The organism is Candidatus Rickettsia kotlanii, assembly GCA_030295365.1.
Lineage (GTDB): Bacteria > Pseudomonadota > Alphaproteobacteria > Rickettsiales > Rickettsiaceae > Rickettsia > Rickettsia kotlanii.
Window position 1 is genome coordinate 1,092,200 of the sequence record AP027062.1, and the last position, 26,652, is coordinate 1,118,851.

Consider the following 26,652-nt stretch of genomic DNA (forward strand, 5'->3'; position numbering starts at 1 on the left):
CCAAATCTTTACTAGCTTGAATAGTAAAAAGAATTTTCAAATTATTAAATAATATAAGTTAAACATATTTTAAAACCTTTATTGATTTTAAAGTGTTACACGCTAAAAGATTTGCCGCAGCCGCAATTAGCTTTTTCGCTGGGATTGGTGAAAGTGAATTGGGATTTGAATTTAGTCTCTACATAGTCCATTTCAGAACCTAACATATACATTAATGCCTTTGGGTCGATTAGTATCCGTACGCCCTTTTCTTCAACTACTTCATCGAATTGATTTTTACTATCGGCATATTCCACGTAATAAGTCTGACCGGCACAACCGCCTGACTTAATCCCTACCCTAATACCAAAGGTAGGCTTGGCACGTTTTTCTATTAGCAATTTTACTTGCTTTGCAGCAGAATCGGTTAATGAAATAACATTTTTCATGTTTTAAGAGTCTTTTTTGCTTTCTTTTTTCTGTTTGTAATCGGCTATAGCTGCTTTTATTGCATCTTCAGCAAGTAGTGAGCAATGTAATTTTACCGGTGGAAGTGACAATTCTTTTGCTATTTCGGTATTTTTAATAGTCTTGGCATCTTCTACCGATCTTCCTTTAACCCACTCCGTTACTAAAGAACTTGAAGCAATAGCTGAACCGCAGCCGAATGTTTTAAATTTAGCATCTGTAATAATCCCATCATCATCAACTGCGATTTGTAACTTCATAACGTCACCGCAAGCAGGAGCTCCAACTAGTCCTGTACCAACATTTTTATTTTCTTTATCAAGCGACCCAACATTACGAGGATTTTCATAATGATCTATCACTTTTTTGCTATAAGCCATTGTTATTCTCTAAAATTTGGTTTTGTATGTTATATTTGCGTGAATATCTGAACCATCATTGCGAGGAAAATTACGAAGTAATTGACGAAGCAATCTCAGTATATTTGCCACGCAGCCTATAGTTGTTCGCGATGACGATATTCTCAATGTACAGCCCATTTAATCTTTTTCAAATCAATTCCCTCTTGCATCATTTCCCAAAGAGGGCTTAATTCCCTTAGTTTATCGATTTTTGAGCATATTAAATTTACTGCGTAGTCAACTTCCTGCTCAGTAGTAAATCTACCTATACCGAACCTAATTGCAGTATGGGCAAGCTCTTCACCGATCCCCATAGAACGTAAAACATATGACGGCTCTAAAGAGGCAGAAGTACAAGCAGAACCAGAGGAAACCGCTAAATCTTTAATAGCAAGGATAATTGATTCTCCTTCAACTCCGGCAAAGCTTAAATTTAAATTACCTTTATATCTTTGATTTTTATCGCCGTTTAAATAAACTTTTGAAATTCGCTTATGTATATTATTTAAAAATCTGTCGAATAAGTAATTTACATGCTTAGTATCTTTTTCCATCTCACTATACGCTATTTCAGCAGCCATGCCAAGCCCTACGATTAAAGGAGTCGGTAGCGTACCTGAACGCATACCTCTTTCCTGCCCACCACCATTTATGAGCGGTGTAACACGCACACGAGGTTTTTTCCTTACATATAATGCCCCTATTCCTTTCGGGCCGTAAATTTTATGCCCTGAGATACTGGCAAGATCAATATTAAACGCGTTAACATCAATTGGAATTTTACCAAAACCTTGAGCAATATCGGAATGAAAAAAAACGCCCTTTTCACGGCAAATTTTCCCGATTTCCTTTAAAGGCTGAATAACACCTATTTCATTATTAACCACCATAACTGAAACTAACATAGTCTGACCAGTAATAGCATTTTTTAGAGTTTCTAAATCGATTATTCCATTTGGCTTAATCGGTAAGTATGTGATTTTTATACCTTCTTGCTCTAAATGCCTGCAAGCATCAAGTACACATTTATGTTCACTGACTACGGTAATAATATGATTCTTTTTATTGCTGTAAAATTTTGCTATTCCCTTTATTGCAAGGTTGTTAGACTCAGTTGCACCGGAAGTGAAAATAATTTCTTTAGTATCCGCTCCTATTAACTTTGCTACCATAGCCCTTGCCTCTTCAACTGCGTTTTCTGCCTCCCAACCGAAAGAATGGCTGCGTGAATGAGGATTGCCGAATTTGGTAGTAAAATAAGGCAACATTGCCTCCATTACTCTTGGATCTATTGGAGTCGTCGCCTGATAATCCATATATATCGGTAAGGTTAAATTGTTTAATTGTGGGTTCATATAGTTAAATTAATTCATGTTTTGGTATAGTTTAGAAAGTCATCGATATCGATGTCATTCCTGCGAAAGCGGAGATGACATAAACGGAGCCGTGCAACAACGTCGCTTTTAGCTAGGAATGACATCATAAATCTCCTCAAAAGCCTCTATAAAAGCCTCTATATCACTTACCGTATTAGTATGGCTTAAAGATATCCTAATCGAAGATTTTGCTTCTTCTTCCCCTACACCCATATTGGTTAATACATGCGATTTAGATATTTTTCCCGATGAACAAGCAGAACCAGAACTTACGCAAATATTATGTAAATCAAACCCGATTAATTTCGCTTGTGCATCCGTATTTGGTATAGTAATTAAGGTAGTATTAGGCAATCTAGCTACATTATTACTAACAATATTTACATTAGGATATTTTTTTAATCTTTTCTCTAAATTTTCTTGTAACTTTTTAATTTTTATATAATTTTCTGAGATGTTGTCTGTCCTCAATACAGACGCTAAACCAAATCCTGCAATTGCTAAAACATTTTCAGTGCCTGAGCGCACTGATTTTTCCTGCCCTCCTCCTATAATCATTGGAGTAACTTGAAAATTAGAGCTAGAAATTAAAGCAGCACCACCCTGCCCCCCTCCTATTTTATGCCCTGAAATTGTAGCGAAATCTAATCCTAATGCTTTGATATTTATTGGTATTCTGCCAAAACCTTGCACTAAATCACTATGAAATTTTGCCTCATATTTTTTAGTTATTTTACCTATCTCAGCTATATCTTGTAAAACTCCGCTTTCATTATTAGCCATTATTATGGACACTAGTTTTTTACTAGTATTACTTTGAGCTAGTAACTCTTCTAAATGTTCTAAATCAACTAGTCCTTGCGTATTAACTCTTATAACTTTAATATTTGGAGCGTAGTTTATATGGTTATAGATCGATAAATGTTCAATAGCTGAAATAAAAATATCGCCGTCATAAAAATTTTTCATTATTAAATTATTACCTTCAGTCCCTGATGAAGTAAAAGTAATATCATATTCTCTAGATGATAAGGTTATACCAAGAGCCACTGCTATTTGTGCGCGTACCGTTTCTATGAGATTCTTAGCAAATCTACCTGAACTATGTACTGATGAAGGGTTAAGCTCCTTGTCCATTAAACTTATTATGAATTCCTTAACTCTAGGATCGATAAAAGTAGTAGCATTATGGTCTAAATATATCATATATTTAAATTTGAGTTAAAGCATCTTTAATTGAGATATTTTCAAAATAATCTCTAATATGCTTACCAAGACCTTGCCATAATTTATGCGAATTACATTTTATTGTATCAGGCACGCAAGTTTTAACTGACTTCTTATAGCAGGTAGTCATTATAAAATTTTCGTTAACGGCATCCATAATATCAGAAATTTTTATTTCTTCTAGGTTACCGATTAAAATATACCCACCTTTCGATCCTCTAATAGCCTTGACTAGATCAGCTTTTTTAAGTTTAGAAAATATCTGCTCTAAATAGTTAAGCGATATATTTTGTTTTACGGACATTTCATTCAAAGTGACCGGTTCGGCACTTGATTTTGAAGCCATTTCAAGTATTGCCATTACGGCATATCTTCCTTTTGTCGTCAGCATCATATAACCAACCTATTAAAACTTAAAATAGTTTTATGTTTACAATACCCAAGTAATTTAGTCAAGTATATAATTATATTATTTAATAAAAAATTAGCTTGTTAATATAAACTAAAATTTAATTGTGTAGAAACTAGTAGAAGTAGAAAAGATGGAGAGAATGTTATAAATAAGTGATTAATCCAAAATTACCTAGGGACATTGTTGCATGGTGCAAAAAACACCTTCATTCCTAGCTAGAAGCGAGAATCCAAAATTGCTTTGTCATCATCCCAGAAGCTTGTAGCGGGCCCCAACTTAAATATTAGTACTTTCAATTATTTTTATGGTCCCGGTGGTCAAGCGAACTAGGTGACATGAGTTTTACCAATCCACGCAACAATGCCGAGGTATGACATCTAGCTGGATTCCTGCTTTCGTAGGAATGACATTTAATTATAAGTAGTTAATTATTTGATTATCTATGCCCTCTGTTTGTTGTTCTATTTTTAGCTTTAGGTTTTGAAGAAGCAGTAATATTTTTAAATTAGCTTGATAATTTATTCTTCCCTCTCTTAGTTTTTCATAATGAGTTTTAGCATTTTTTCTGAAACCTACTTTGGTTTCCATATTTTTTACAAAATCAGTAACAAGTATTCGTAGATGCCTTTGAATATCGATTTGACAATTTTTATCTAAAGCACCGGACATAGTTTCTTGTATTTTTTTACAACACAGTATATATCTAAAGCTTCAGGTTAATAATAACCGCTATTATTACGAAGGTAATCAATTTTTCTCCTATCATTTATACCTATAACTCCTGCTGCTTCCACAGGCTTCCCACTTAAAAATGAACCATGAACAAGATTTTTAGTATTTGGCAAATATTGATTTTTATGAATACCCATATAAATTGTTCCATCCTCTCCCATTACAAATGCTTGAACATTATTCATGCTTTTACTGTCTTTACCGATAGTAGAAGCTACTTTACCGTTAGCATCAAGTAATCTTTGAGAGGAGGTATCATAGAATAATTGGTGATTTTTTTCCTCTGGTCCCATACGTAATATTTTAAATTCATGCCCATCCCATATTTGTTTACCTTGAGCTATTTCTTGAAGATGATGTTCTGCAAGTTTTGGCTTTGGATGAACTACTTTAACTCTTACAGAATCTACTATTGCATCGTTTAATTTTCCTAACTCATGTTCCGGTATTAAAGCATGCTTAAATTTCTTTATTAATCTTTTCCAATTATCTCTAGCTCTAGTTTTTGGATCTCTAAAAGGTATATCAATATTTCTTCCGGCATCTCCAACTAGATAAACTTTATTATCTTTTTAGACTAAGTTATCTTTGTATAAAGGCTCTCCTTCTTGATTTATAAGTGGACCTTTTCTTTCAATAGCAGCTAATTGACCATCCTTATAAAGAATAATTTTTTCATTACTTAGTCCAAACTTTAAATTAATTTGTATTTTACCCTGATGATTTAAATTACCAATACCGATACCGTCAATATCTGCAATTTGAATATCTCTATTTTTATCAACAAATTTTCTAATTTCTTCAGAATTATTAATAAATTGACCGTTATCCTCTAATATTCCTTGTATATCGCCGGTAGTATAAGTAAATTCTTCTTGGATTGTTTTTGTGTCTTTTATAAGACCTACTGCAGCAAAAATTTGTTGAAAGAAACTTAGATTGCTCTTTACTTCAACATTTTTTACTCCAATAACTTCGCGTTCATGAATTACCAATTGATCTGGCTTTAAGTAACCACCTTTATCATAAATATTAATTACTCTTCCTCTTATCAAGGTCTACTTCTATTGCTTCTTTATCTTGTGAAAATTCCTTAACTTGCGGCTCTTCTGTGCGGCTCTTCTGCAAACCTTACTTTCTTTTTTGCTTACCCATTTAAATGACCTAAATTTATAAATAACTTTAGGTTTCATTTTAACAATAAAAACTTTTATTTTTTTAATAACAGGCTGTTTTTTAGTAAATTGAGGATGTAAAATCACATATTGTATGATAACTGATTTTTCTTATATATGGTACGATAGGTTCTTGTTAATTTGCCAAATAGCGACAAATACTAAACAAGTTGTAAACATTTGTAGTAGCTGTAATAACATGCTTAATTCCGGTATTAATATAATAATAACCGGTTGTAATATTATCGGGACTCCGCTTGAAAACATTACTAGCCTTATAGAAGTTTGTATTGAAGTTTTAGTAGTAAGTAAATTGGCTAAGCTATATACTAACAAAATTATAATACTTCTCTCTAATAAGAATGTTACAAACCAAAATAATACAATAGCCGGCATACCGAAATAAATAAATAAATTTGGTGCATATAATAAATTATCGGCAAAATATTTTTTTATTATTTCAGGAGTTAAAATTACGTCATTTTGCTTGAATATCTCAGAATAGTTAACAGTACTTAGGAAATTTTTCTTAGTATTGGCTACAATTAAATTTATCTTCAGCTTATTCTCTTCAAGTACAAACGGTATTTCGCTTTTTTCTTTGTTAGAAACTTGATTTTTTGTATCAATGACGACTATTTTATTGTTATTCTTGCTATATAAATATATAGGCTCTACTTCTTCAACTGAAATGTTTGAATTATTATATTTAATTTCCGGTAATTGATTGATGATATATTCAATGTTGGCTGTAACTTTTGATGATTGTATTCCGTTAAAATAGTCTTTTAAAGTTATTATGTAATTTAATATAAAAATACAATACATTATTGATGGGATAAAAGATAAGGTAAATACATATCTTATTCCGTACCCTTGATAGTTTTTATATACGTCTTTATAAAACTCTATAGAGCTAATTGATAAATATAATTGACGGAGTAATGCATTTAATCCTCCTAATATAAATAATAATAAATACATGTATAAGTAATTTATTTAAGTTTTTCAATCTCTTCCTTCTTTAATCCGGTTGAGGTAGCTATTAAATCAGTTTTTACACCGACTGTGATTAAATTTTTGGCTATACTATATTATATCATTTTGACTAAGTTTGGTCAAAATGTAGAATAAAATTAACTCTATATAATCAATCCCTATATCAACCTCAGCAAATATAGGTAAAAGGTCTGCTATTTCTTACCATCTCTTTAATAAATCTCGTGTATGAATGTGCTTCATAAAAAATTATAAAATTCCAGGCCAAGTATTTTCTGTCAATTTTTCATCAGGAATTTCATGAACATTAATTAGCTAATAATCATTAATCCAAATAGCTTTTACTAATTTACTATTTTCAAATAATTCCCATAAATTTTTAAAAGAGCAATATATTTTTGTATGCCATTATAAAACACTAAAGGATATATGAAAGGAAATTTTGTGTTTTTTAGTACTTTCTATGATATTTAGCAATATTTAACATATACCTAAATAACCGAAAAACCACATAATAGTGTGTGACACGAGGTTGGTATCAAAGAGTTATTTCCGCTAGGCAATCATCTATCTATGTCACTAGATAAACCTAAGAGCATGAATAAAGAACTCAAAATGAAATATTTACCGATTGTAAGACATGTGAAAGTTAAAATGGATACTAACAATATATGATCCGGCATATAAGAAATATTTTGAAAAGCGTGAGCCGACTCAAAAGAAACTCATCACATGTGCATTAGGTTCATAATAAAACGCTCCATTGAATGGGAGTAAGGTGACACATAACCAAATAGCTGGGTCTAACAAGGTTTGAGCTGTGTGCGGGAAAACCAGCATACACGATTCTTAGGAGAGTGGCAATTGCTGCTTATCTGATTTTACATTTATTAGGTGTCAGAAGAGATTAACATTAGACTTAGATTTGCTACTTTGCCATACCAGTCAAGTAATAACAATATCTTATCTTTATTTTGGATATCCATTATTTCCTTAACACTTAAGGTACTTTCACTACTGCCTAAACAATAATGGATAAAACAATTAAGCTTACTTTGAGATAAATTATTAATATCAAAATACCCACTATAACCGTCTTTCCAATTTTCATTTAATAATTCTTTTAACCTAACTGTAAAAACATAATCAAACTTATCGCTCCATAACTCCCTTTTTCCCCATTTATAAGATATATAATGCATTAACGTGGTTTTACCTATTCCTACACTACCGAGTAACAGTACTTTACCGACATCTGCTTTTATTCTGTTTACTTGCTCAATGATATTTTTTATTTCTGATTCACTTTTATTAGGTAGATTTCTGCAAAGTATCCCAAACTTATGCTCTTCATTTAGTGACTTAACTATATTATTTCTTCTTGAACTTGATAATTTTTATTAAACAGCTCTCTTATCTTTCCGTATCTATGGCTTTAAAAATTTCTATCGATCTCTTTTCTCCGACAACTTTATCGCGTAATGCTGCTTTAACTGCTTCATCGTCATATTCATCTAAAGACTGAGCTTTAATTTTCACTCAATAATATCTGTAATTTTACGTATTCGTATCTTCTATTAGCTTTGGTAAAGTATCGTGAGAGCTATATAAGGTTCTTAACTTGTCAGTTAATGATTTTGAAGCAGAAGGCTTCATATTTTTACTTAATGGTAGAAAGTATATTTTTATTAGGAAACCTAATTAGATTAAAACAATTATAGGTGTGAGTTTAAGAATTTAATTTTATTTAAGCAATTTAAAATTGATTAACCAAAATAATTTATTTTTTATTTATCGCAACTATTAATTATTAATATATAAGAAATTATGCACCCAACAAAATTAGCACCTATGGTTATGAAATATAAAAATATGAAACGAACATCTAAAATATTAACTATAGGGTTTTCAAATGCACTACGTACAATCTCATCATGTTTAGGCGTTTTTTGTATAATATAATTTTACAAAGAAAATAATTTTAATTAGAGGTAGTATTAAAGTTCAATATTATATATAAGTTTGTTGATAAAAAATGATTTATTTACTAATATCTATATTTTCATAAATAATATTAGTTTTATATGCTATTGCTACTTCCTGAAATAACTTTGACTTTAATAGCACTTTTAGGGCAGTTTTTTGCCGTAATGATCCCAAATAAAAATAGAATTATTTCTAATATCATTATTTTACTATGCATATTATCAATTTTTCTTACCTTTAAGTACTCAAGTTATGAAGAAGTATGGTACTCATTTGCTACCGGAATAAATATCGGTATTAGTAAAAGCATAGTGCTACTATTCACTATTATCTCCATGATTATATACCGTGATTACTCTATTCTTGTTGCTGAGGAATTAAAGTTTGAAGTTATTACTTTAATGTTATTATCGGTCGTAGGTATTTTTGTTGCAATTTCATCACGGAATTTTCTGTTATTATTCTGCGGTATGGAGCTTACTGCTTTAACTTCATATGCACTTGCAGGATTCAAATTAAATGATATGCAATCATCGGAAGGTGCTTTAAAATATTTTATCTTAGGTAGTTTAGTTAGTTGTTTATCATTATTCGGTATTTCTTTTATATACGGATTCGGCGGGAGCCTACAATTTGAGGATATCTTATATAAACTAAATGATAATTCCGGAATGAATCTTGGTTTAATAATCGGTATTGTACTATTTTTAAGTAGTATTTTCTTTAAACTCTCAAGTGTTCCACTCCATTTTTGGGCCCCTGACGTATATGAAGGATCACCGATTACTTCGGTTACTTATTTCACTGCTGCCTCAAAAATAGGTATGGTTATTGTTTTATTAAATATCAGCAAATTAATTATAGGTAATTACTACCCTATTAATTATAATTTAATAAAGATAATTGCTATATTATCTATGCTGTTTGGAGCTTTTGGAGCCATTCGTCAAACTTCTCTAAAAAGATTAATGGCTTATAGTACTATTTTAAATATCGGTTATGTATTAATCGGCATTCTTCTGCATAATCAAGAAGGATATAAAGCAGCTCTACTATATATTCTAATATATGTGGTAGGGAGTATAGGATTTTTTACTTGCTTAATTATACTGCTCGGTAAAGACGCCGATAAAGCTAGTTTTAAAACTATACAAGGGATTGCAGAGCATCATAAAACTATAGCTGCCATAATTAGCATAGTTATGTTTTCAATGATTGGAATCCCTCCTCTTACAGGATTTTTCGGTAAATATTACCTTTTTTACCAAGCAATTAATCAAGAAGAATTCGCATTAGCTTATTGTGGTATTTTTACCAGCGTAGTTGCTGCTTTTTATTATCTTAAAGTAGTAAAAGCCATGTATTTTTCTAAAAAGATTGAGATAATTAAGCTGCCAATGCAATATGGGCTTTTACTGATTAATTACTTAGTTATCGGCTTCTTGCTGCTTGGTTCATTTATTATCTCGTTTTAGCCGGTGTAGACTTTTTATTAACAATACTAGCTGCAGTAGTTTGAGTAGGCTTCATAATCTTTTCTTTTAGATTCTTTATTAGTGTATGGTTTAGATTTTCTCCATCTAATTTTAATAAATCTTGATCTCTTTGTTTAGCTTTTTTAGCTAGACCTAATTGACTTGGAATAATACTAACAATATCATCCGTTCCAACTTTTTTCTTAAATTTTTCTAGAGCATCTATATATTCTCTGTTTGCATATATATTTGTCTTTACCGATTTTTGTTTTGGTTCTTTCTTTATTTTATCAGAAGAACTAACTAAATTTCTTTCATCTTTAATATCTTCATTTAAACTTTTTATTGTCTTGATTAAATGTTTTTTCGCACTATCTCTAATACCAAATATTTCTAAAATTCTTGCAAAATTAGTAGCAATTTTATTTCTTAATTTAAGTTTTTGTCCTCCTTTTTTTCTTTCTTCATAATTAAAAATTTTTGCAAAATAATCAGGATACTCTTTCATTAATGTTTTTAATTCTTGCTCTTTTACTTCGTAATAAGGACAACTATATTTTTTAGAAATTAAACTATTTACTTTAATTTCTAAGCCGTATTCCTTTAAGGATTCTTGCCTTTTTTTCATTGTATCTATTAAACTAGCCTTAATTTCTTCAGGCGTTATTTCTTTAGATTGTTTATTATTAAACTGCTTTGGCATCGCTTGTTTTGCAAATTCTGCAATTGCTTCATTACTATAATATTTAGTTAATTCATCAAAACTTTTATCAATAGTTTTGCTTAAATCAATTTTAGAAACTGCAAGTAAGCTATCAGCAAAATTAGGATTTTTTGTTCTGAAATTAGAAGGAAATTCTCTAAAATGGTTAGTGGGGCCGAATCCAGGCAAATGTTTAGCTCTTGAATGCGGATATATATTATTTGTTAAATTATCAAAACTACCAGCAAAATCAATTCTTACTAATTTAGGTAAAATTTTTGTTTTTTTTTGATCTCTGATAACTCCTATATTTCCAACATGTACATCAAAATCGCCGATCAATAAACTTGCCGGCATAATGTTTTCAAAGTTCTGATACTTAATTTCCTTAAAAGCATTTTCTAAGGTTCTAAATAATTTATTTCTAGTCCCCATAAAAAGCGGTCTACCGCCGTCCTTTCTAAACCAAGAACTTGGTTTAGTTTTAGCAGACATATGTTTATCCATGTCCACATACATATCGCTACTATAATTCTCAAAAAATTCAGATTTGACATATATTTGCGCATCAACGGCTTTAGATTTATTAAAATCATCAGGAGCAATTAAATTAACCTTTGCTCCATTTCCAGGACTTATAGCTTCAAAAATTTGAGATCCTAAAAACTCGGCTATATTTTTTGAGCTTGAAGCCTCTTTTTTTATCATCGCCGTAATTTTACCGTCTAAGCTTTGATATACTCCGCCATGCTCTCCTACCTCATTAGCTCCACCTTCTTTAGGTTTTAAAAAATTCCAACCTTTAAATACTGATTTCTTATTTTGCGTCATCTTCGCCTCTTTATAATGATTTATATCAAATTGATAATTTTGATATAATTATAAAACATATTATTTATTTTATATCAAGGACAGAAGCCATTCTCTACTTAATTTTATTGTTCTTTAATATTTCAGCTACTTCAAGAGCTGCATAGGTAAATATACCTGTAGCACCGGCACGTTTAAAACTAATTAATGACTCCATCAAAGCTCTCTCCCAATTAACTGCCCCTGCTTCTGATGCAAATTTTAACATTGCATATTCTCCACTAACCTGATATGCAAAAATTTTAGCATTAAAATTATTTGCCGCTTCACGAATAACATCCAAAAACGGCATACCAGGCTTCACCATTACCATATCGGCTCCCTCGGCTATATCATGCTCAATCTCAAGCATTGCTTCCTTAATATTACGTACATCCATTTGATAGCTTGATTTATCTAAATAATTCTTTTTATTACTCTTAACAGCATCGCGAAACGGACCGTAAAAACTTGAAGCATATTTAGCGGCATAAGCAAGAATTCCAACATTTATAAATCCCTCTTTGTCAAGATATTCCCTTATGGCCCCGATTCTTCCATCCATCATATCGGAAGGTGCAACAATATCTACTCCAGCTTTTGCTAGCACTAATGCTTGATTACACAAAGCTCTTACTGATCTATCATTATCAACTTCCCCATGATGCACAATACCATCATGACCATGTGTAGTATAAGGATCAAGTGCTACATCGCATATTATACCAATATCGATATTAGCGTTTTTGATGCTTCTAATAGTTCTACATATTAAATGATCTAAATTATAAGCCTCATCGGCATTTTCACTTTTTAGACTTTGATCAATACTCGGAAATAATGCAATAACATTAATACCAAGCTCTGCTGCTGCTTTTGCCGTTTCTACTATTTGATCAATCGATAAACGATATATACCAGGCATAGTTTTAATTTTTTGCCTTTCATTATATCCTTCAACAACAAATAAAGGTAACACTAAATCACTAACCGATAAATTACTTTCGGATATTAACTCTCTAAGCCAAAAAGCTTTTCTATTTCTTCTAAGTCTAATATGGGGGTACATAAAATTCATATCTCATTTTAGTTAATAACTTGGATTCTAATATATAAGCTAACTATCTTATAGTAAAAATATTGCATTACAAAAAGAAATTTTGCTTGCAATTTATAAAAAATTTAAGCAAACTGTTTAATTATGTAAATAAACATAGGAGCTTAATATGACACAAGATAATATTCCAAAATCAGTAAAAGATAGAATACAAGAGTAGGAAAAAAATCAAAAAATACGTCAAATAACCCAACAAAAAATACAAAACCGGCTGTTCCTCCAAAACCCACTTCTGAGCAAATAAAGGCATGGAACGAGGCACATAAAAAATAGACTGACTTAACTACACGTTCCCAAGCACTTGGTATATTTGTCAACACCCCATCTCCGCACGTTGAAACCCAAAGGCTTATTATTTTTTTAAAACCGGCTCCGGAAGAAACAAAAGTACCGGAAGAAACACCTAAAAAACAATCTAATTCAACCGTAAAAGAGAAAATAGAGAAATTTTTTAAAGATCATAATATTGATACCAAAGATGCTTTGATTCCAGAATTTAGCCGCTATATAGCATTAAGCGGTTCTATGGCAGGGCAGCGCGTCTTGATGTTACTATTAAAGCTTATGAACAATCATTAGGACAGCTAATAAAACAAGTAGGAGTACCTCAAAAAGAGTTTGCTTCTTTATATAGAAGATAATCTAATAAAGAATCATCCACACAAAGATACATCTGAAAAAATCAATCAACATTATAAATTACCTGAACCACCTAAATTATCTGATATAATTGATAATCTTAGAGAATTAGTAAACAATGATTATATAATAGCTCATTTGAAACAAAGTAGAAAACACATTGAATTTAAAGAAAAAGTAAATAATATTATTCAGATTTATGATGATAATAAATATAATCCAGCTGCTATAGCTAAAGTTGAAGCAAAACTAAAAGAGGTAGGTAAAATGGTGTGAAGAAACTACACAAATGGATAATAATCTTATTTGGAAAAATATTGGTAATTTTATAAAATATTCTTTTACCGGAGATAAAGCTAAAGCTGCTTTTTATAAAGATGCTATAAAAAATTCTACTCAAAATACTAAAAAAGCTATAGCAGAAATACAAAAATCTCTTACCAATCCTACTCCTCATTCATCTAATGTTCCACCGTCGCAGAAATTAAGGAGCAAGATATAAAAAGCTAATAAAAACTTTTAGGATCGATATCTATTTTTAGATGACAAAAAGAAGGAATTTTTATGAGACTTAGCCAAAATTTTAAATATTTCTGCAAATTAAATTTCTTATCGGCTATAATAAGTATCCGGTAACGATATTTACCAGCGAGCTTTGACATTAATGAGCTTGCCGGTCCTAAAATTTTCACGTTTGCTTTTGGTGCAATTCGAACCATATCCCTAGCAATTTCTAGAATTTTAGCCTCACTGGAACCTGATAAAATTACCGCTGCTGTTTTAGAAAATGGCGGCATATCTGCTGATTTTCTTATTTCAAGTTCATTTGCAAAAAAACTATCTTCATCACCGGCTTTAACATAACTAAAAATTGCATTATCAGGATAATAGCTTTGTAAATATACTACACCTTTACTATTTCCTCTACCAGCTCTACCACCTACTTGATGTAGTAGCTGAAAAGTTCGCTCAGATGCTCTAAGATCGGCATTATTGCTTCCAAGATCGGCATCTATTACTCCAACTAAAGTAAGATTTGGAAAGTGATAACCTTTTGTTATTATTTGTGTGCCTATTAAAATCTCAATTTCTAAATTTTCCATTTGATGTAGAAGCTGTGCTATTTTTTCTGGGCTTTTAGCATGATCTTTACTTATCACCGCAATTTTACTCTCAGGAAAAAGTGCTTTTGCTTCTTCCTCTATTCTCTCTATACCTGGACCACAGATAGTTAATGTTTTATCCTCTAGACATTCAGGACAAGAACTAAAAATTTTACTTTGATAACCGCAATGGTGACATTCAAGTTTTTTAGTCGCTTTATGTACTACCATCCAAGAAGAGCAGAATTTACAGGTAAATCTGTGACCGCAAGCTTTGCATAGCATGAGCGGAGCATAACCACGCCTATTAAGAAATAATAAGACTTGCTTTTTATTATCTAAATTACCCTTGATCGCTTCTATAAGAAGCTTGGATAAATAGGAATTCTTAGATAGCTTTTCTTTAGTCATGTCGATTATTTCTATATTTGGCAAATTGACATTTTTATATCTATTAACCAATGTAACCAATTGATATTTACCCATTTCTATATTATGTATTGTTTCAATAGATGGTGTTGCCGAACACAAAACAATTTGTGCTTTATCAAATGTACCTCTTACGATAGCCGTATCCCTAGCATTATATAATATACCGTCATCTTGTTTATAGGAATCATCATGCTCCTCATCTATAACTATTAAACCAAGATTTTTAAAAGGTAAAAACAAACTACTTCTAGCCCCAATTACTACTTTAACTTTATCGCTTAATATACCTCTTAAAATCATTTTCTTGTGAGCTTTGGTAACGCTTGAGTTCCATATGATAGGCTCAAAACTGAATCGCTCTATAAAACGATTAATAATTTGTGTACTTAAAGCAATTTCAGGCAACATAACAAGCACTTGTTTACCTTTTGCTAAGTAATTTGCTATTAGATGAAAATATATTTCTGTTTTACCTGATCCTGTAACACCTTTAACAAGTGTTGGCTTATTACTTTCACTTAAAATTGTTACTGCTTGTTTCTGCTCTTCTGACAAATCAGGCAGCATAAAGTTATTATTGACTTTCTGCTCCTTAACTTTAATCGGTTTTTCAGCAATATCTATAGGTAATACTAACTTGGCTATGCTCCCAAGCTCTGACATATAGTAGCTACTCATCCATTTAATTAATCCTAAAACTTCTGAAGTAATATTTAAATTTAACGGTACTTTCGCTATAATAGTTTTTATTTTTTTTGCCTCGGAATTTGAAACAAGCTCCCATACTATGCCGGTTAATTCCTTATTTCTAAAAGGCACTACAACAAGATCACCTATGTTTAGCTCTAAATCTTCAGGTATTAAATAATCTAGCGGAAATAATTTTGCTACCGGTAATAATATTTTTGCTATTCGCATATATAATGTATTTTATAATTTTTTTTTTATTATATACTAAACTGATAAATTATAGAAACCTAGATGAATAAAGAAACAAAAATTGTTATAGCAATTTCTGGAGCTTCAGGAGCAATATACGGTATTCGTTTGCTTGAAGTACTAAAGCAACAAAATATCGAAACTCATTTGGTTATTTCAGAGGGAGCAGCTCTTACTATAAAACTTGAAACTAAATATTCTATAGATGAAGTTAAGTTACTAGCTAATTATTATTATGACGATAAAGATTTAGGTGCTACTATTGCAAGCGGCTCTTTTAAAACTTCAGGCATAATAATAGCCCCTTGTAGTATGAAGACCTTAGCAAGTATTGCTCACTCAATGGAAGATAACTTAATTAGTAGAGCGGCAGGTGTTGTACTTAAAGACAGAAGAAAACTTATTTTAATGACCCGTGAAACTCCTTTACATATTGGACATTTAGAAAATATGTTAAAAGTAGCGAGTTACGGCGGCATTATATCACCGCCCATGCCGGCTTTTTATAATAACCCTGTAAGTATAGATGATATAGTGAATCATTCTATTACTAGAGTTTTAGATTTTTTCAATATCGAAACTAATTTAATTAAACGCTGGGATAGTTATGAGCAATAAAGTATCAACTTTACTATTAAAACTTGCATTAAAAAAAGCCCGTAATATCATCAATAAATATTTTTCACCGGAAGAAAGTTTAGTAGATAAACATAGAAATGAAGCAAAGAATGAATAATGTAAAATGTTCTGTTTTGGGCTTTGTTGTGTGGATCGGTTTTAACGTCATTGCGAGGCAATTACATAAGTAATTGACGAAGCAATCCAGTAAAAATTCTGATTTACAGAATTTTTTTATCATTCTCCTAGATTGCCACGCAGCCTACGACTGCTTGCAATGACGACTCGGTGTCTACGAAACAATACCTCGTGGGAATGACATAAAGGGCTTCTTTTTTCACACCATATAATAATTTAACAAACAACAATGGCACGTAATAAAATAAATAACGAAACAAATATATTAGCTGATAACGAAGATAATTTACCTATACCAAGGGTTTTACCTTCAAATGTTCAAGCAGAGCAAATGTTACTTGGGGCGATTTTAACCAATAACGAATTACTAAATTACGTATCGGAATTTTTACGTGATGAACATTTTTTTGAACCTATTCATCAAAAAATCTATAAGGCAATTGAGAAAATTACTGAAAAAGGGCTGATAGCTACACCTATTACTTTACGTAGTATGTTAACTCAAGATGAACTATTTCAAGAAGTAGAAGGAGCAGAGTATTTAGCAAAATTGATAACTATGTCAATGATGGTAATAAATCCAGTTGATTATGGTAAAATAATATATGATTTAGCAATAAAGCGTAATTTAATAAATATCGGTGAAGAAGTAGTAAATAATGCCTATAATTCTTCATTAGAAGTTGAAGCAAAGGAACAGATTGAATATGCTGAAGCTAAACTTTACGATTTAGCTAGCGAGGGCTTGAATGAAAAAAGTTTTACCAAAATCGGTATATCTATTTCAGAGTCACTAGCTAGTATTAATAGGGCTATGAAAAATAATGATCATGTAATCGGTATATCTACCGGTTTGATTGATCTAGATAATAAATTATACGGTTTTCATAATTCCGATCTTATAATTCTTGCAGGACGTCCGTCGATGGGTAAAACGGCATTTGCTATAAATCTTGCACTTAATGCCTGTAATAATATGCGTCTTAAAAATATTAGAGATAATCAAGAAATCCAGTCAGTAGGTTTTTTCTCTTTAGAAATGTCCTCAGAACAGCTAACCACACGTCTACTTTCAATGTGTGCAGAAATTGATTCTACTTCTCTTCGTACGGGGATTCTAGGTGAAGAAAAATATAACCGTCTTCGCAAGGAAGCAAATACTTTATCGGAATTACAATTTTTTATCGATGATACCCCTGCTCTATCTATTTCCGCTATAAGAACAAGAGCTAGAAGAATGAAACGCAAGCATAATCTCGGTATATTATTTATTGATTATTTACAATTAATTAGAGGAGTAAGTAAATCTGAAAATAGAGTTAGCGAGGTTTCAGAAATAACCCAAGGTTTAAAAGCAATAGCAAAAGAGTTAAATATTCCGGTTATTGCTTTATCTCAGCTTTCAAGAGCGGTAGAACTACGTGAGGATAAAAAACCTATGTTATCCGATCTTCGAGAATCTGGAACTATAGAACAGGATGCTGATATAGTAATGTTTATTTATCGTGAAGAATATTATTTAACTAGAAAAGAACCGGCAGCAGGCAATGCTAAACATGCCGAATGGTTAGATAAGCTTAACAAAGTATATAATATTGCCGATATAATTGTTGCAAAACATCGTAACGGACCAGTTGGAAATGTTCCGCTTTATTATGATAGTCAATTTTCTAAATTTGGTAATTTAGAGACAAGAACTTTTAACTCTAATTAAATCAGAATTGCTTTACATCATTATTGCGTGGATACCAAATCGTCATTGCAAGCGAACGTTAGTGAGCATGACAATCTCAGGAGTTTTTCCTGAGATTGCTTCGTCAGTTACTTCATACCTTCCTCGCAATGACGATGTTTATCTTTTATTTTTTTCTGTCCATCCTATTACTTTATCAAGCATCCCGTTATTATTGTTCCTATAAAGCCACATCTCATTATCAGGAATGAACTTACCGGGCTTTATTATTATAGTACCGCCACTTAAGGTTAAAACTTGTATCTGTTTTCCTGCATATTTCTTCCCCAGGGATATTTACCCGTTATTTCCTACATGTTTGTTTCCTATTATCTCATAATGTTTATATTTACAAAATTCCTATTTTTCAATATTATTAGTATACTTATTAATAATAAATAGCCTCATTATTTAGTTACTATATTAACAAGTTCATAGCCCATTACCATTATAAGCATTTCGACAATTACGCATATAATAATTAGATATTGTTTTTGTAATTCATTTGTAATTCAAGATAATAAATTATTTATCTTTGCTTTATATAACAGATAAACCGGTAATAAAATTGCAATAATTACAAGAATCATACCAGCAAATCCTAAAATTATAATAAAAGCATTAGGTACTACTACTGCTACAATATAAGCTGGTAATATAGTAACGATAGAAGCGGTCATATTACGACTACATTTGGTATCGAATTCATAAACATAGTTTTAAGGGAATCACATAGCCCTAATCCTACTCCGAGTATTGATATAACGATAGCAAGAGTTGAAATTATCCAAACTAATAATTGTACAGACTGCCATTTTGCTGTATTACTTAACTCCTTAAATCTCCGACTTCTACATTACTGGTAATCATTTGTTGATCAAATATTGGATTATTATGATGTGCTACAATAAGAATACTACAAGTCTAAATTATATATACTATTGCAGGAATTAAGCTTCCAAATAAAAACGCCGTCTTTAGCATTTTTGTTACAATCATTAGTTAAGGTATGGAAGATTACTTGGAAACCAAATGAAGTAAACACTACCGGAGTGATTATACCACATATAGATATTTCTTTATAATTTGGTGAAAATAACAGTAAATTATCCAACTGAATCATAGAAACAAGTCCAATAACTAAAATTGCAATTATTATAAGCAATCCGATTAAATAGTACCCGATTTATATAATCTACTAACTTTAGAGGTAATAATACACCATGCTCCTATATAAGCTATACTTGTATTTAAAGCTAATAACTGCTGTAATATTGAAGAGCCTCCGTACATAAATACTGCAAGTAAAGCATATGAAAAGAGCTTAAGGTTTACCGTACCGATGATTTGAGCAGTATGTCCTGAAAAATATTTTCCCAATGCCCAGTGTCAAGCCTTTACCAGCTTGAAGATTAAGCTCTAGGTTAATTAAAGAAGTATAATACATTATAAACCAAATTATAAACATTAATATTATACTAAAGTATTATACCTAACTTTGCTAATACCATGATGAGTAGTGCTATCATACCACTACCTATACAAGTGTACCTGAAATTAACAGGATTGAACCAATAAGTTTTTGCATAATTTAATGAAGTTTAGATTAAAGCAAAGGACTTAATTTTTGCTAAAAAGAAAATCAGCTAAAAAAAGAAGATAAGAATTTTAAAGAATAAAAAGTTTTGATAAGTAAAATTAACATTCGTATAATTTTGTTAAAACATATATAGCGGTATAGTATAATTATATTAATATTGCTTTTTAAGGATATTTTTATATATTTTTATTAGATCTCTTCCCAAACCAGCTTATAGAGAGGAATTTAAAGGAGACACGGAACACAGCACCACAGCGTATATAGAAATACGTGAAGATGCGAGTACCGGATCAACGTATAAATTACCTCTCGAAGCGACGCTTGGGAAGAGGTCTATTGAAATGTACTATATTTAAAAATGCATAGATTAGCTAAAATAATTAGTAATGCAGGAGTTTGTTCTAGGCGTGATGCTGAAAAGCTGATAGTTGAAGGACAGGTAAAAGTAGACGGCATTACAATTTTATCACCGGCTACAAATGTTGATATTAGTAATCAAATTGAAGTATCAGGCACATTAATCAATAATATACACAAACCAAGGCTTTGGATTTATTACAAACCTGTTGGTTTAATTACCACTCATAAGGATCCTTTATCTCGTAAAACGGTGTTTGAACAGCTAACCGGTTTACCTCGTGTTATTTCAATAGGTAGGCTGGATTTAAATAGCGAAGGTTTATTATTACTAACTAATAGCGGTGATTTAGCTCGCCAGTTTGAGCTCCCCTCAAGTAGGTTAAAGCGAGTATATCATGTTAGGGCGTATGGTAAGTCTGATATTTTACTAAAAAGCAATTATAAAAATTTAGAAATTGACAGGATGTTTTATAATCCTCATTCGATAAAATTACTTAAGCAAAATAAGACTAATTCTTGGTTTGAAGTAGTTTTATTTGAAGGAAAAAATCGTGAAATTAGAAGAATATTCGAGCATTTTGGACTAAAAGTTAACAAATTAATTAGGATTCAATATGGTAGTTTTACAATAGATAATCTAAGACCCGGAGATTATAAAGAAATAAATAATAAGATACTGGAAAAATAATTAGTAATGTGTTATTGTTAGCATATTTTAACTAATCATATAGAATACACATGACAAATCTTAATATATATAAATGTGAAGAAAAAGACCTAAACGATTACCTTGGTTATATAAAAGATAACCCTAGTGTCTCGCTAAATGATTTTATCAAAAATAAATATTTTGCTGAAGATAATGATAAAATTATCATTACTAGTTTAGAAAATATGGAAATTAACGCAGATTTAGCCAATGCTAATTTCCAAGGTACAATACTAACAGATGCCGTATTTAATAATTGTGACTTAACAAATACCATATTATGTGATTCAGATTTAACAAATGTAAAATTTAATGATTGTACATTTATCGGTACCGACTTTAGAGGAGCAAATCTTCATTATACAGATTTTAATTATAAAGATTATGATTATGATAACTATAAAATCCCCAATCTCAAAGATAAAATACGAGATATAAAACTATCTTTTTCAGATCTTGAAAGATTAAATCAATATATAGATAAAGATTTAGAAAAAGAACGTATCAAAGAAATAGTTATAGACGAAACTACGAAGACAAAGAAATATATTTTGGCTGGAGAAGGCGAAAACACTTTATGGGAAATCAAATCAAAAGAGCTAAAGACTAAGCAAGAAGAGTTAGAAACTCTAAAGCAAAATTTAGATAATCCTGGGATTGCTACCAATCTTTTAAATGCTTTTTGGTATAGTACAGAAACTATTGCTAGACACAAACAAAACGAACTAGAAAAAATCAATAAGTTACAGCATGAAGTAAACAAATTAGAAACTGAAGTATATGCTTTAGATAATCTTAGAATGTTCTGCGGTAAGGGTTTAGATGGTATTTTTGAGCAGTTAAAAGATGAAGAAATACAAATAAAACTAGACCCATCATATATTATAGGTTCAACTGCCAAAGAGCGGGATATACCGAAAGAATATATAAAATTAACTTCTGCTGAATTTGATCTATATTTAGCTGAAGCAGCCAAACAATCCAATACAAAATTATCTCTTACCGAATTTGTTAGAAAGCAAAAAAATCTTTCAGAAGATTTAAATATAGTTCCTGATCTTTCAGCGATTAATTTATCAGGTAAAACTCTTACTAATCTTAACCTGAAAAATACATTATTTGCTTCAGCCAACTTAGAGAATATCAAAATCTCAAATTGTAATTTAGATTTTACTAATTTTGAAGGAGCTAATTTACAAAATGCCGTTTTTCAAAATGTTACGGCTCGTAACGCAGGATTTCTTTTTGCTGATCTTAAAAAGAGTAAAATTGAAAATAGTGATATGTCAAGAGCTTACATGCCTAAAGTAGATTTATCTGAAGTAGAGGTAACAAATAGCAAATTTAATACAGTTATGATGGTTAATGCCGATGCCGAAAAGTTAATTATTAAAGATTCAGAATGGAAAAATTCTAATCTTACCGGTATATCGCTTGCTTACGCAGATATGCAAAGAGTTCAAATGCAGGGGGTAGTTTTAAATAATGCACTTCTAGATCAAGCAAATATCGTTTCTACTGATCTTGAAGGTGTTTTTATGAATAAAACACATGCATTAGAAGCAAAATTTAAAGAACAATGTAATATGCAAGGCATAACTGCAAGAAATGCCTATTTTAGCGATGCTGAATTTGAAAATATACTATCTTTAAAAGAAGCTGACTTAAGAGAAACTATAATGCAGCGTGTTAAACTTAAGAACGCTGATTTAACAAAAGCACAGCTTGATAAAGCAAATCTTGAGTATGCCGATCTTACAAACGCTACGCTTACTAATGCAACTGCACAATTTGCCAAGTTAAGTAATGCTACTTTAGAAAAAGCAGAAGCCGAAGGATTAAATATTTCGGATGCTATTGCTAAAAATATTAATGCTAAGGAAGCTAACTTTAAAAATGCAATTATGCAGCGTGCCGATCTTACTAAAGCCAATTTCACTAAAGCAGTGTTGGAAAATGCCGATATGCAAGCAGTAGAAGCAGCCGAGGCTATATTTAAAGAAGCAAAGCTAAAACAAGCAAATCTAAAAGCAGCAAATCTAGCTGGAATTAATAAAGAAGGAGCAGATTTTGATAAAGCAAAAATCAACGATGCTACAAAGATGCATGATACTAAAGGTGAGGCTAAAGGGAATTTAGAGCATCAAGATAAAGACGGTAAAAAAACATCTGTCAATGTTAACGAACATGCTAAATTACAAGATAAAATTCATGCAAGAGAGAAAAGCAGTTGGTTTCTGAAAACCGGAGTAGGACAGCTTTGTACAAAACTTGCTAAAAGTACTATATCAAGCATGGGCCGCGTAACAAATTTTTTAGCAAGTAAAAAATTTTTAGTAGGACTTGCCGTAGTAGCGGGTCTTGCAGTAGCAGCTGCACCTTTCGTAGCAATGCCTGTGTTATTGGCTACCGGCACGGCCCTTACTACTAAAGCCGTAATTCTAGGAGCAGGTATTTTGGCCGGAGGGCTAGTCGCTACCGGAACTTATAAAATCACTCAAAAACCTTTACGCAATCTTCAGAAGTTATTTGAAAACTTAGCTATTAGGATAGATAACTATATCTCACCGCCTCCTGAAAATATTGATGAATTAGTAACAGAAAAACAACAAGCAAGACAAAAAGCTGAGACAGAAAAATCTAAAGAAAGGGAAGAAAATTTAAATAATGTAAATAACAATAATATTGATAAAGCTAAAGAACCAGATCTTTTAAAACAAGCACAAAATAATTTAAACCAAACAACGCCAAAAGTAGAAATAAAAGAAAAGCAAGATAAAACTGTAGAAAAACAACAAGCAAAATCTAATACATTCGCAGCAAAATTTAAGCCTAACACTGAAGGTAAAGGATTTGCCACAAAAATAAAAGATGAAAAAAAATCATGCTCAACAAAAGAAGCATATAACTAAATAAGTGTTAAAAATAATATCCGGTAAATATAGAAACCAAATTATACCTACCGCTAAAAATATCAAATATCGACCTTCCACCGGTAAGCTCAAAGAGGCAATATTTAGTATATTGACCTCCGGTGAGTTTACCAGCAATAAATTATTTAATGAAAATACTCATATTCTCGATTTATTTGCCGGTAGCGGCAGCCTTGCTTTTGAGAGCCTATCAAGAGGAGCAGGTTTTGCTACCTTAATTGATATTGATATATCCTCATTAAAAATAGCAGAAGGATTTGCTAAATCTCTAAACATTGAAAATAATGTTAATTTCATTAATATTGATGCTTTAAATCTACCGAAAGCTACTAGACATCTTTTTAAACCAGCTTATAGAGAGGGATCTAAAGGAGACCCTGAACACAGTACTGCAGCGTACACACTAGTACGTGAGGATGCGAGTACCGGATCGACGTCTAAACTACCTCTAGAAGCAAAGTTTGAGAAGATGTTGAATAAATCATTCGATCTTGTCTTTATAGACCCCCCTTATCATAAAAATATAGTGCCTAAAGTAATGAAACTGCTGATAAAAAATAATTGGCTCAAAGACGGTGCTATTATAGTTATTGAGATGGCTAAAACAGATGATTATGTTTTAGATGACAATATTGAAATTATATGTGAAAAACTATATGGTAAGAGTAAGCTGTTGGTTTTGAGCTTTACCGTCATTTCTGCGAAGGCGGGAATCCAGTAAAACATATAAAATATAAAAACTTGTTTATATGTTTATTTTATTAATAGTATATAATTTTGTACCTGTATTAACGTTATTTTTTCTAGATTCCCGCTTTCGTGGGGATGACATGGAACCGCGTAACAAGACATAAAAAAACAAACATGACCAAAAAGCATTACATATGTTCTAACTGTGGAAATATTAGTCCTAAATGGTCAGGGCAGTGCTTTGATTGCGGTGTATGGGGTAGTATTGTCGAAGAGATAGTAAGCGCAAATCAAAAAATTGTTAAAGCCGGTAGCAAGCAAGACTTCGATAAGCTTTTAGGGCATGTAACCGAGCAGTTACGCATCCCTACTCCTATAGGTGAATTAAATAGAGTACTAGGTGGCGGTTTAGTGCTTGGTTCTGCTATATTAATAGGAGGAGACCCTGGTATAGGCAAATCTACTTTGTTACTACAGCTAGCAGCAAGTAACTTTGCATCAAGGGTGAATTGCTTATATATAACGGGCGAAGAATCGTTAAACCAAATAAAATTAAGGGCCATAAGGCTAAACCTAACTCACTATAATACCGATATTTTAGCAGCTACTAATTTGGAAGATATTATTGCGAGTATAGAAGCTAATAAAAATAATATTAATTTAATAGTGATTGATTCTATTCAAACAATTACCACAAAAGAATTATCATCGCCTCCAGGCACTGTTTCGCAAATTCGTACATGTGCAAATGAGCTTGTTAATTATACTAAGCAAAATAATATAATTATTTTATTAAGCTGTCACGTCACTAAAGACGGACAACTAGCAGGTCCTAAGATACTTGAACATTTAGTTGATACCGTGCTATATTTTGAGGGAGATCATAATAATCATTTCCGTATTTTACGCTCATATAAAAATCGTTTTGGCGGTGTGGGTGAAATAGGAGTATTTGAGATGAGCAGCAGCGGGCTTATTGAAGTAACAAATCCGTCTGAACTATTTTTAATGAAGCGAGAACAGAACGTTATAGGTACGTCTATTTTTGCAGGAATCGAAGGTTCAAGACCATTACTTATGGAAGTACAAGCCCTTATAGTACCCTCAAATATGGTAACTCCTAGACGCGCTGCAGTGGGCTGGGATGCTAATAGGTTATCAATGATACTTGCCGTGCTTAGTAGTAGGATAGGACTTAACCTTGCTAATTATGAGGTATATTTAAGCATTGCGGGGGGACTTAAGATTGCCGATCCTGCTTCTGATTTAGCAGTAACAGCGAGCTTAATATCTGCTGCAACCGGCAAACCTGTACCCGAACATAGCGTCTTTTTCGGCGAAATAAGCTTATCGGGTGAAATAAGAAAAACCGCAAAAGCAGAAACAAGAATAAAAGAAGCCGTAAAACTTGGATTTAATAAGATTATCTGCTCTAAATTTGAAAATTTAACGTATGACTTTATATCTCCCGTCTCACATTTAAAGGACCTAAAAGAGATAATTAAATGAGTATAGTTTATGAAATAAGAAATTTGGAAGAAGCACGTAATTTTTTATCTAGTGTAGAAGAGCAGCTGATATTAACAAATCATGCCTCTAGCGTAAAATATTACGGTATGCTAGCAATTGATTACATGTTTAAAACTCTCAGTAAAGAATTTCCAGAAAAAGTTTTAGATTTTACCGTAAATGTAGGAGAGGATCACGCCGCTTTATTTACTGCAATCAAACTAGGGTATAAGAATATATCATATACAGGAAATTCTGAGGAAGCTAGGGGGTTGTTGTACGGATATCAAACCGTCACATTACGAGCGGCTGAAAAGGAACACGGCAGTCCAGAAAATAATTAAAAAAATG

The 26,652-nt window shown here is 31.5% G+C and carries 25 protein-coding genes and 4 pseudogenes; 12 read left to right on the top strand and 17 right to left on the bottom strand.

Annotated elements, in window-relative coordinates; genetic code table 11:
• Nucleotides 1-95: 95 nt before the first annotated feature.
• From QUD19_RS06025 to QUD19_RS06075, 11 genes and pseudogenes are all read right to left on the bottom strand, one after another.
• Nucleotides 96-428: an iron-sulfur cluster assembly accessory protein gene (locus tag QUD19_RS06025; RefSeq protein ID WP_498807967.1), complete on the bottom strand. Its 333-nt coding sequence runs from the start codon at nt 426-428 to the stop codon at nt 96-98.
• 3 nt (nt 429-431) lie between these two features.
• Complete coding sequence (iscU, locus tag QUD19_RS06030) at nt 432-827, bottom strand: Fe-S cluster assembly scaffold IscU (protein WP_498807969.1); 396 nt, start codon at nt 825-827, stop codon at nt 432-434.
• A gap of 143 nt (nt 828-970) precedes the next feature.
• A complete protein-coding gene (locus tag QUD19_RS06035) occupies nt 971-2,203 on the bottom strand; it encodes an IscS subfamily cysteine desulfurase (protein ID WP_498807971.1) in 1,233 nt (410 codons plus the stop codon).
• 108 nt (nt 2,204-2,311) lie between these two features.
• On the bottom strand, nt 2,312-3,430 hold the full coding sequence (locus QUD19_RS06040) for a cysteine desulfurase family protein (RefSeq protein WP_498807972.1): 1,119 nt from the start codon (nt 3,428-3,430) through the stop codon (nt 2,312-2,314).
• Nucleotides 3,427-3,845 (bottom strand): annotated as a pseudogene (locus tag QUD19_RS06045) (Fe-S cluster assembly transcription factor). The gene QUD19_RS06040 and the pseudogene QUD19_RS06045 overlap by 4 nt, the downstream one beginning before the upstream one ends.
• A gap of 454 nt (nt 3,846-4,299) precedes the next feature.
• A pseudogene (locus tag QUD19_RS06050) lies at nt 4,300-4,532 on the bottom strand (hypothetical protein).
• A 47-nt stretch (nt 4,533-4,579) separates the two neighbouring features.
• Nucleotides 4,580-4,888 carry a hypothetical protein gene (locus QUD19_RS06055; protein WP_498807973.1) on the bottom strand — a complete coding sequence of 103 codons (309 nt, stop codon included), beginning with the start codon at nt 4,886-4,888 and terminating at the stop codon, nt 4,580-4,582.
• A 279-nt stretch (nt 4,889-5,167) separates the two neighbouring features.
• Entirely contained in the window at nt 5,168-5,650 is a 483-nt protein-coding gene (locus tag QUD19_RS06060) for a hypothetical protein (protein ID WP_498807975.1), read from the bottom strand.
• Nucleotides 5,651-5,881: 231 nt separating this feature from the next.
• Nucleotides 5,882-6,754, bottom strand: coding sequence for a DUF1189 family protein (locus tag QUD19_RS06065; protein WP_498807976.1), 873 nt, complete (start codon nt 6,752-6,754; stop codon nt 5,882-5,884).
• A 905-nt stretch (nt 6,755-7,659) separates the two neighbouring features.
• The gene (locus tag QUD19_RS06070; protein WP_498807978.1) at nt 7,660-7,971 is read right to left on the bottom strand and encodes a hypothetical protein; all 312 of its coding nucleotides are present in this window, start codon (nt 7,969-7,971) and stop codon (nt 7,660-7,662) included.
• A 211-nt stretch (nt 7,972-8,182) separates the two neighbouring features.
• Nucleotides 8,183-8,308, bottom strand: coding sequence for a hypothetical protein (locus tag QUD19_RS06075; protein WP_498807980.1), 126 nt, complete (start codon nt 8,306-8,308; stop codon nt 8,183-8,185).
• Between the two features lie 545 nt (nt 8,309-8,853).
• Here QUD19_RS06075 and nuoN point away from each other — a divergent pair.
• Entirely contained in the window at nt 8,854-10,230 is a 1,377-nt protein-coding gene (gene nuoN / locus QUD19_RS06080; RefSeq protein WP_498807982.1) for an NADH-quinone oxidoreductase subunit NuoN, read from the top strand.
• Here nuoN and QUD19_RS06085 read toward each other — a convergent pair.
• A complete protein-coding gene (locus QUD19_RS06085) occupies nt 10,217-11,764 on the bottom strand; it encodes a hypothetical protein (protein WP_498807984.1) in 1,548 nt (515 codons plus the stop codon). The two genes, nuoN and QUD19_RS06085, sit on opposite strands and share 14 nt — an antisense overlap.
• A gap of 94 nt (nt 11,765-11,858) precedes the next feature.
• Entirely contained in the window at nt 11,859-12,851 is a 993-nt protein-coding gene (gene hemB, locus QUD19_RS06090) for a porphobilinogen synthase (protein ID WP_498807985.1), read from the bottom strand.
• A gap of 666 nt (nt 12,852-13,517) precedes the next feature.
• On the opposite strand from hemB, the gene QUD19_RS06095 reads away from it, so the two are divergent.
• Both QUD19_RS06095 and QUD19_RS06100 read left to right on the top strand, forming a co-directional pair.
• Nucleotides 13,518-13,814, top strand: a complete 297-nt coding sequence (locus QUD19_RS06095) for a hypothetical protein (RefSeq protein WP_498807987.1) — start codon at nt 13,518-13,520, stop codon at nt 13,812-13,814.
• Nucleotides 13,815-13,827: 13 nt separating this feature from the next.
• Complete coding sequence (locus QUD19_RS06100; RefSeq protein ID WP_498807989.1) at nt 13,828-14,040, top strand: hypothetical protein; 213 nt, start codon at nt 13,828-13,830, stop codon at nt 14,038-14,040.
• A gap of 4 nt (nt 14,041-14,044) precedes the next feature.
• Here the strand turns inward: QUD19_RS06100 and QUD19_RS06105 are convergent, their stop codons facing one another.
• Nucleotides 14,045-15,991 (bottom strand): primosomal protein N', encoded by a 1,947-nt coding sequence (locus QUD19_RS06105; RefSeq protein WP_498807991.1) that lies wholly within the window; start codon nt 15,989-15,991, stop codon nt 14,045-14,047.
• 63 nt (nt 15,992-16,054) lie between these two features.
• Between QUD19_RS06105 and QUD19_RS06110 the strand changes: the two genes are divergently transcribed.
• The 3 genes from QUD19_RS06110 (at nt 16,055) to QUD19_RS06120 (ending at nt 18,482) form a co-directional block, all read left to right on the top strand.
• Nucleotides 16,055-16,630, top strand: coding sequence for a UbiX family flavin prenyltransferase (locus QUD19_RS06110; RefSeq protein ID WP_498807993.1), 576 nt, complete (start codon nt 16,055-16,057; stop codon nt 16,628-16,630).
• Entirely contained in the window at nt 16,620-16,748 is a 129-nt protein-coding gene (locus tag QUD19_RS06115) for a hypothetical protein (protein ID WP_498807995.1), read from the top strand. Before QUD19_RS06110 ends, QUD19_RS06115 begins: the two co-directional genes overlap by 11 nt.
• A 249-nt stretch (nt 16,749-16,997) precedes the next feature.
• Nucleotides 16,998-18,482, top strand: a complete 1,485-nt coding sequence (locus QUD19_RS06120; protein ID WP_498807997.1) for a replicative DNA helicase — start codon at nt 16,998-17,000, stop codon at nt 18,480-18,482.
• A 530-nt stretch (nt 18,483-19,012) separates the two neighbouring features.
• Here QUD19_RS06120 and QUD19_RS06125 read toward each other — a convergent pair.
• From QUD19_RS06125 to QUD19_RS06135, 3 genes and pseudogenes are all read right to left on the bottom strand, one after another.
• A pseudogene (locus QUD19_RS06125) lies at nt 19,013-19,215 on the bottom strand (aromatic amino acid transport family protein).
• Nucleotides 19,216-19,416: 201 nt separating this feature from the next.
• The gene (locus QUD19_RS06130) at nt 19,417-19,623 is read right to left on the bottom strand and encodes a hypothetical protein (RefSeq protein ID WP_498808703.1); all 207 of its coding nucleotides are present in this window, start codon (nt 19,621-19,623) and stop codon (nt 19,417-19,419) included.
• Nucleotides 19,624-19,670: 47 nt separating this feature from the next.
• On the bottom strand, nt 19,671-19,880 hold the full coding sequence (locus QUD19_RS06135; RefSeq protein ID WP_498807999.1) for a to amino acid permease: 210 nt from the start codon (nt 19,878-19,880) through the stop codon (nt 19,671-19,673).
• Between the two features lie 408 nt (nt 19,881-20,288).
• Between QUD19_RS06135 and QUD19_RS06140 the strand changes: the two are divergent.
• The 6 genes and pseudogenes from QUD19_RS06140 to QUD19_RS06165 form a co-directional block, all read left to right on the top strand.
• A pseudogene (locus QUD19_RS06140) lies at nt 20,289-20,441 on the top strand (palindromic element RPE1 domain-containing protein); the annotation flags it as partial.
• A 17-nt stretch (nt 20,442-20,458) separates the two neighbouring features.
• Entirely contained in the window at nt 20,459-21,148 is a 690-nt protein-coding gene (locus QUD19_RS06145) for a pseudouridine synthase (protein ID WP_498808001.1), read from the top strand.
• A gap of 50 nt (nt 21,149-21,198) precedes the next feature.
• On the top strand, nt 21,199-24,081 hold the full coding sequence (srfD, locus tag QUD19_RS06150) for an effector protein SrfD (protein ID WP_498808003.1): 2,883 nt from the start codon (nt 21,199-21,201) through the stop codon (nt 24,079-24,081).
• Nucleotides 24,082-24,085: 4 nt separating this feature from the next.
• Nucleotides 24,086-24,823 carry an RsmD family RNA methyltransferase gene (locus QUD19_RS06155; protein WP_498808005.1) on the top strand — a complete coding sequence of 246 codons (738 nt, stop codon included), beginning with the start codon at nt 24,086-24,088 and terminating at the stop codon, nt 24,821-24,823.
• Between the two features lie 143 nt (nt 24,824-24,966).
• Nucleotides 24,967-26,301, top strand: a complete 1,335-nt coding sequence (gene radA, locus QUD19_RS06160; RefSeq protein WP_498808007.1) for a DNA repair protein RadA — start codon at nt 24,967-24,969, stop codon at nt 26,299-26,301.
• Nucleotides 26,298-26,645, top strand: coding sequence for a hypothetical protein (locus QUD19_RS06165; protein WP_498808008.1), 348 nt, complete (start codon nt 26,298-26,300; stop codon nt 26,643-26,645). Before radA ends, QUD19_RS06165 begins: the two co-directional genes overlap by 4 nt.
• The last annotated feature ends 7 nt before the right edge of the window (nt 26,646-26,652 follow it).

What these genes read in the sequence shown, in the direction of transcription:
- QUD19_RS06165 (WP_498808008.1), top strand. Translation starts at nt 26,298, where the DNA reads ATGAGTATAGTTTATGAAATAAGAAATTTGGAAGAAGCACGTAATTTT.
- QUD19_RS06070 (WP_498807978.1), bottom strand. Translation starts at nt 7,971, where the DNA reads ATGCATTATATATCTTATAAATGGGGAAAAAGGGAGTTATGGAGCGAT.
- QUD19_RS06100 (WP_498807989.1), top strand. Translation starts at nt 13,828, where the DNA reads ATGGATAATAATCTTATTTGGAAAAATATTGGTAATTTTATAAAATAT.
- QUD19_RS06065 (WP_498807976.1), bottom strand. Translation starts at nt 6,754, where the DNA reads ATGTATTTATTATTATTTATATTAGGAGGATTAAATGCATTACTCCGT.
- QUD19_RS06130 (WP_498808703.1), bottom strand. Translation starts at nt 19,623, where the DNA reads ATGATTCAGTTGGATAATTTACTGTTATTTTCACCAAATTATAAAGAA.
- QUD19_RS06120 (WP_498807997.1), top strand. Translation starts at nt 16,998, where the DNA reads ATGGCACGTAATAAAATAAATAACGAAACAAATATATTAGCTGATAAC.
- radA (WP_498808007.1), top strand. Translation starts at nt 24,967, where the DNA reads ATGACCAAAAAGCATTACATATGTTCTAACTGTGGAAATATTAGTCCT.
- srfD (WP_498808003.1), top strand. Translation starts at nt 21,199, where the DNA reads ATGACAAATCTTAATATATATAAATGTGAAGAAAAAGACCTAAACGAT.
- QUD19_RS06040 (WP_498807972.1), bottom strand. Translation starts at nt 3,430, where the DNA reads ATGATATATTTAGACCATAATGCTACTACTTTTATCGATCCTAGAGTT.
- QUD19_RS06055 (WP_498807973.1), bottom strand. Translation starts at nt 4,888, where the DNA reads ATGGGACCAGAGGAAAAAAATCACCAATTATTCTATGATACCTCCTCT.
- hemB (WP_498807985.1), bottom strand. Translation starts at nt 12,851, where the DNA reads ATGTACCCCCATATTAGACTTAGAAGAAATAGAAAAGCTTTTTGGCTT.
- QUD19_RS06110 (WP_498807993.1), top strand. Translation starts at nt 16,055, where the DNA reads ATGAATAAAGAAACAAAAATTGTTATAGCAATTTCTGGAGCTTCAGGA.
- QUD19_RS06035 (WP_498807971.1), bottom strand. Translation starts at nt 2,203, where the DNA reads ATGAACCCACAATTAAACAATTTAACCTTACCGATATATATGGATTAT.
- QUD19_RS06025 (WP_498807967.1), bottom strand. Translation starts at nt 428, where the DNA reads ATGAAAAATGTTATTTCATTAACCGATTCTGCTGCAAAGCAAGTAAAA.
- QUD19_RS06145 (WP_498808001.1), top strand. Translation starts at nt 20,459, where the DNA reads ATGCATAGATTAGCTAAAATAATTAGTAATGCAGGAGTTTGTTCTAGG.
- QUD19_RS06085 (WP_498807984.1), bottom strand. Translation starts at nt 11,764, where the DNA reads ATGACGCAAAATAAGAAATCAGTATTTAAAGGTTGGAATTTTTTAAAA.
- iscU (WP_498807969.1), bottom strand. Translation starts at nt 827, where the DNA reads ATGGCTTATAGCAAAAAAGTGATAGATCATTATGAAAATCCTCGTAAT.
- QUD19_RS06115 (WP_498807995.1), top strand. Translation starts at nt 16,620, where the DNA reads ATGAGCAATAAAGTATCAACTTTACTATTAAAACTTGCATTAAAAAAA.
- QUD19_RS06105 (WP_498807991.1), bottom strand. Translation starts at nt 15,991, where the DNA reads ATGCGAATAGCAAAAATATTATTACCGGTAGCAAAATTATTTCCGCTA.
- nuoN (WP_498807982.1), top strand. Translation starts at nt 8,854, where the DNA reads ATGCTATTGCTACTTCCTGAAATAACTTTGACTTTAATAGCACTTTTA.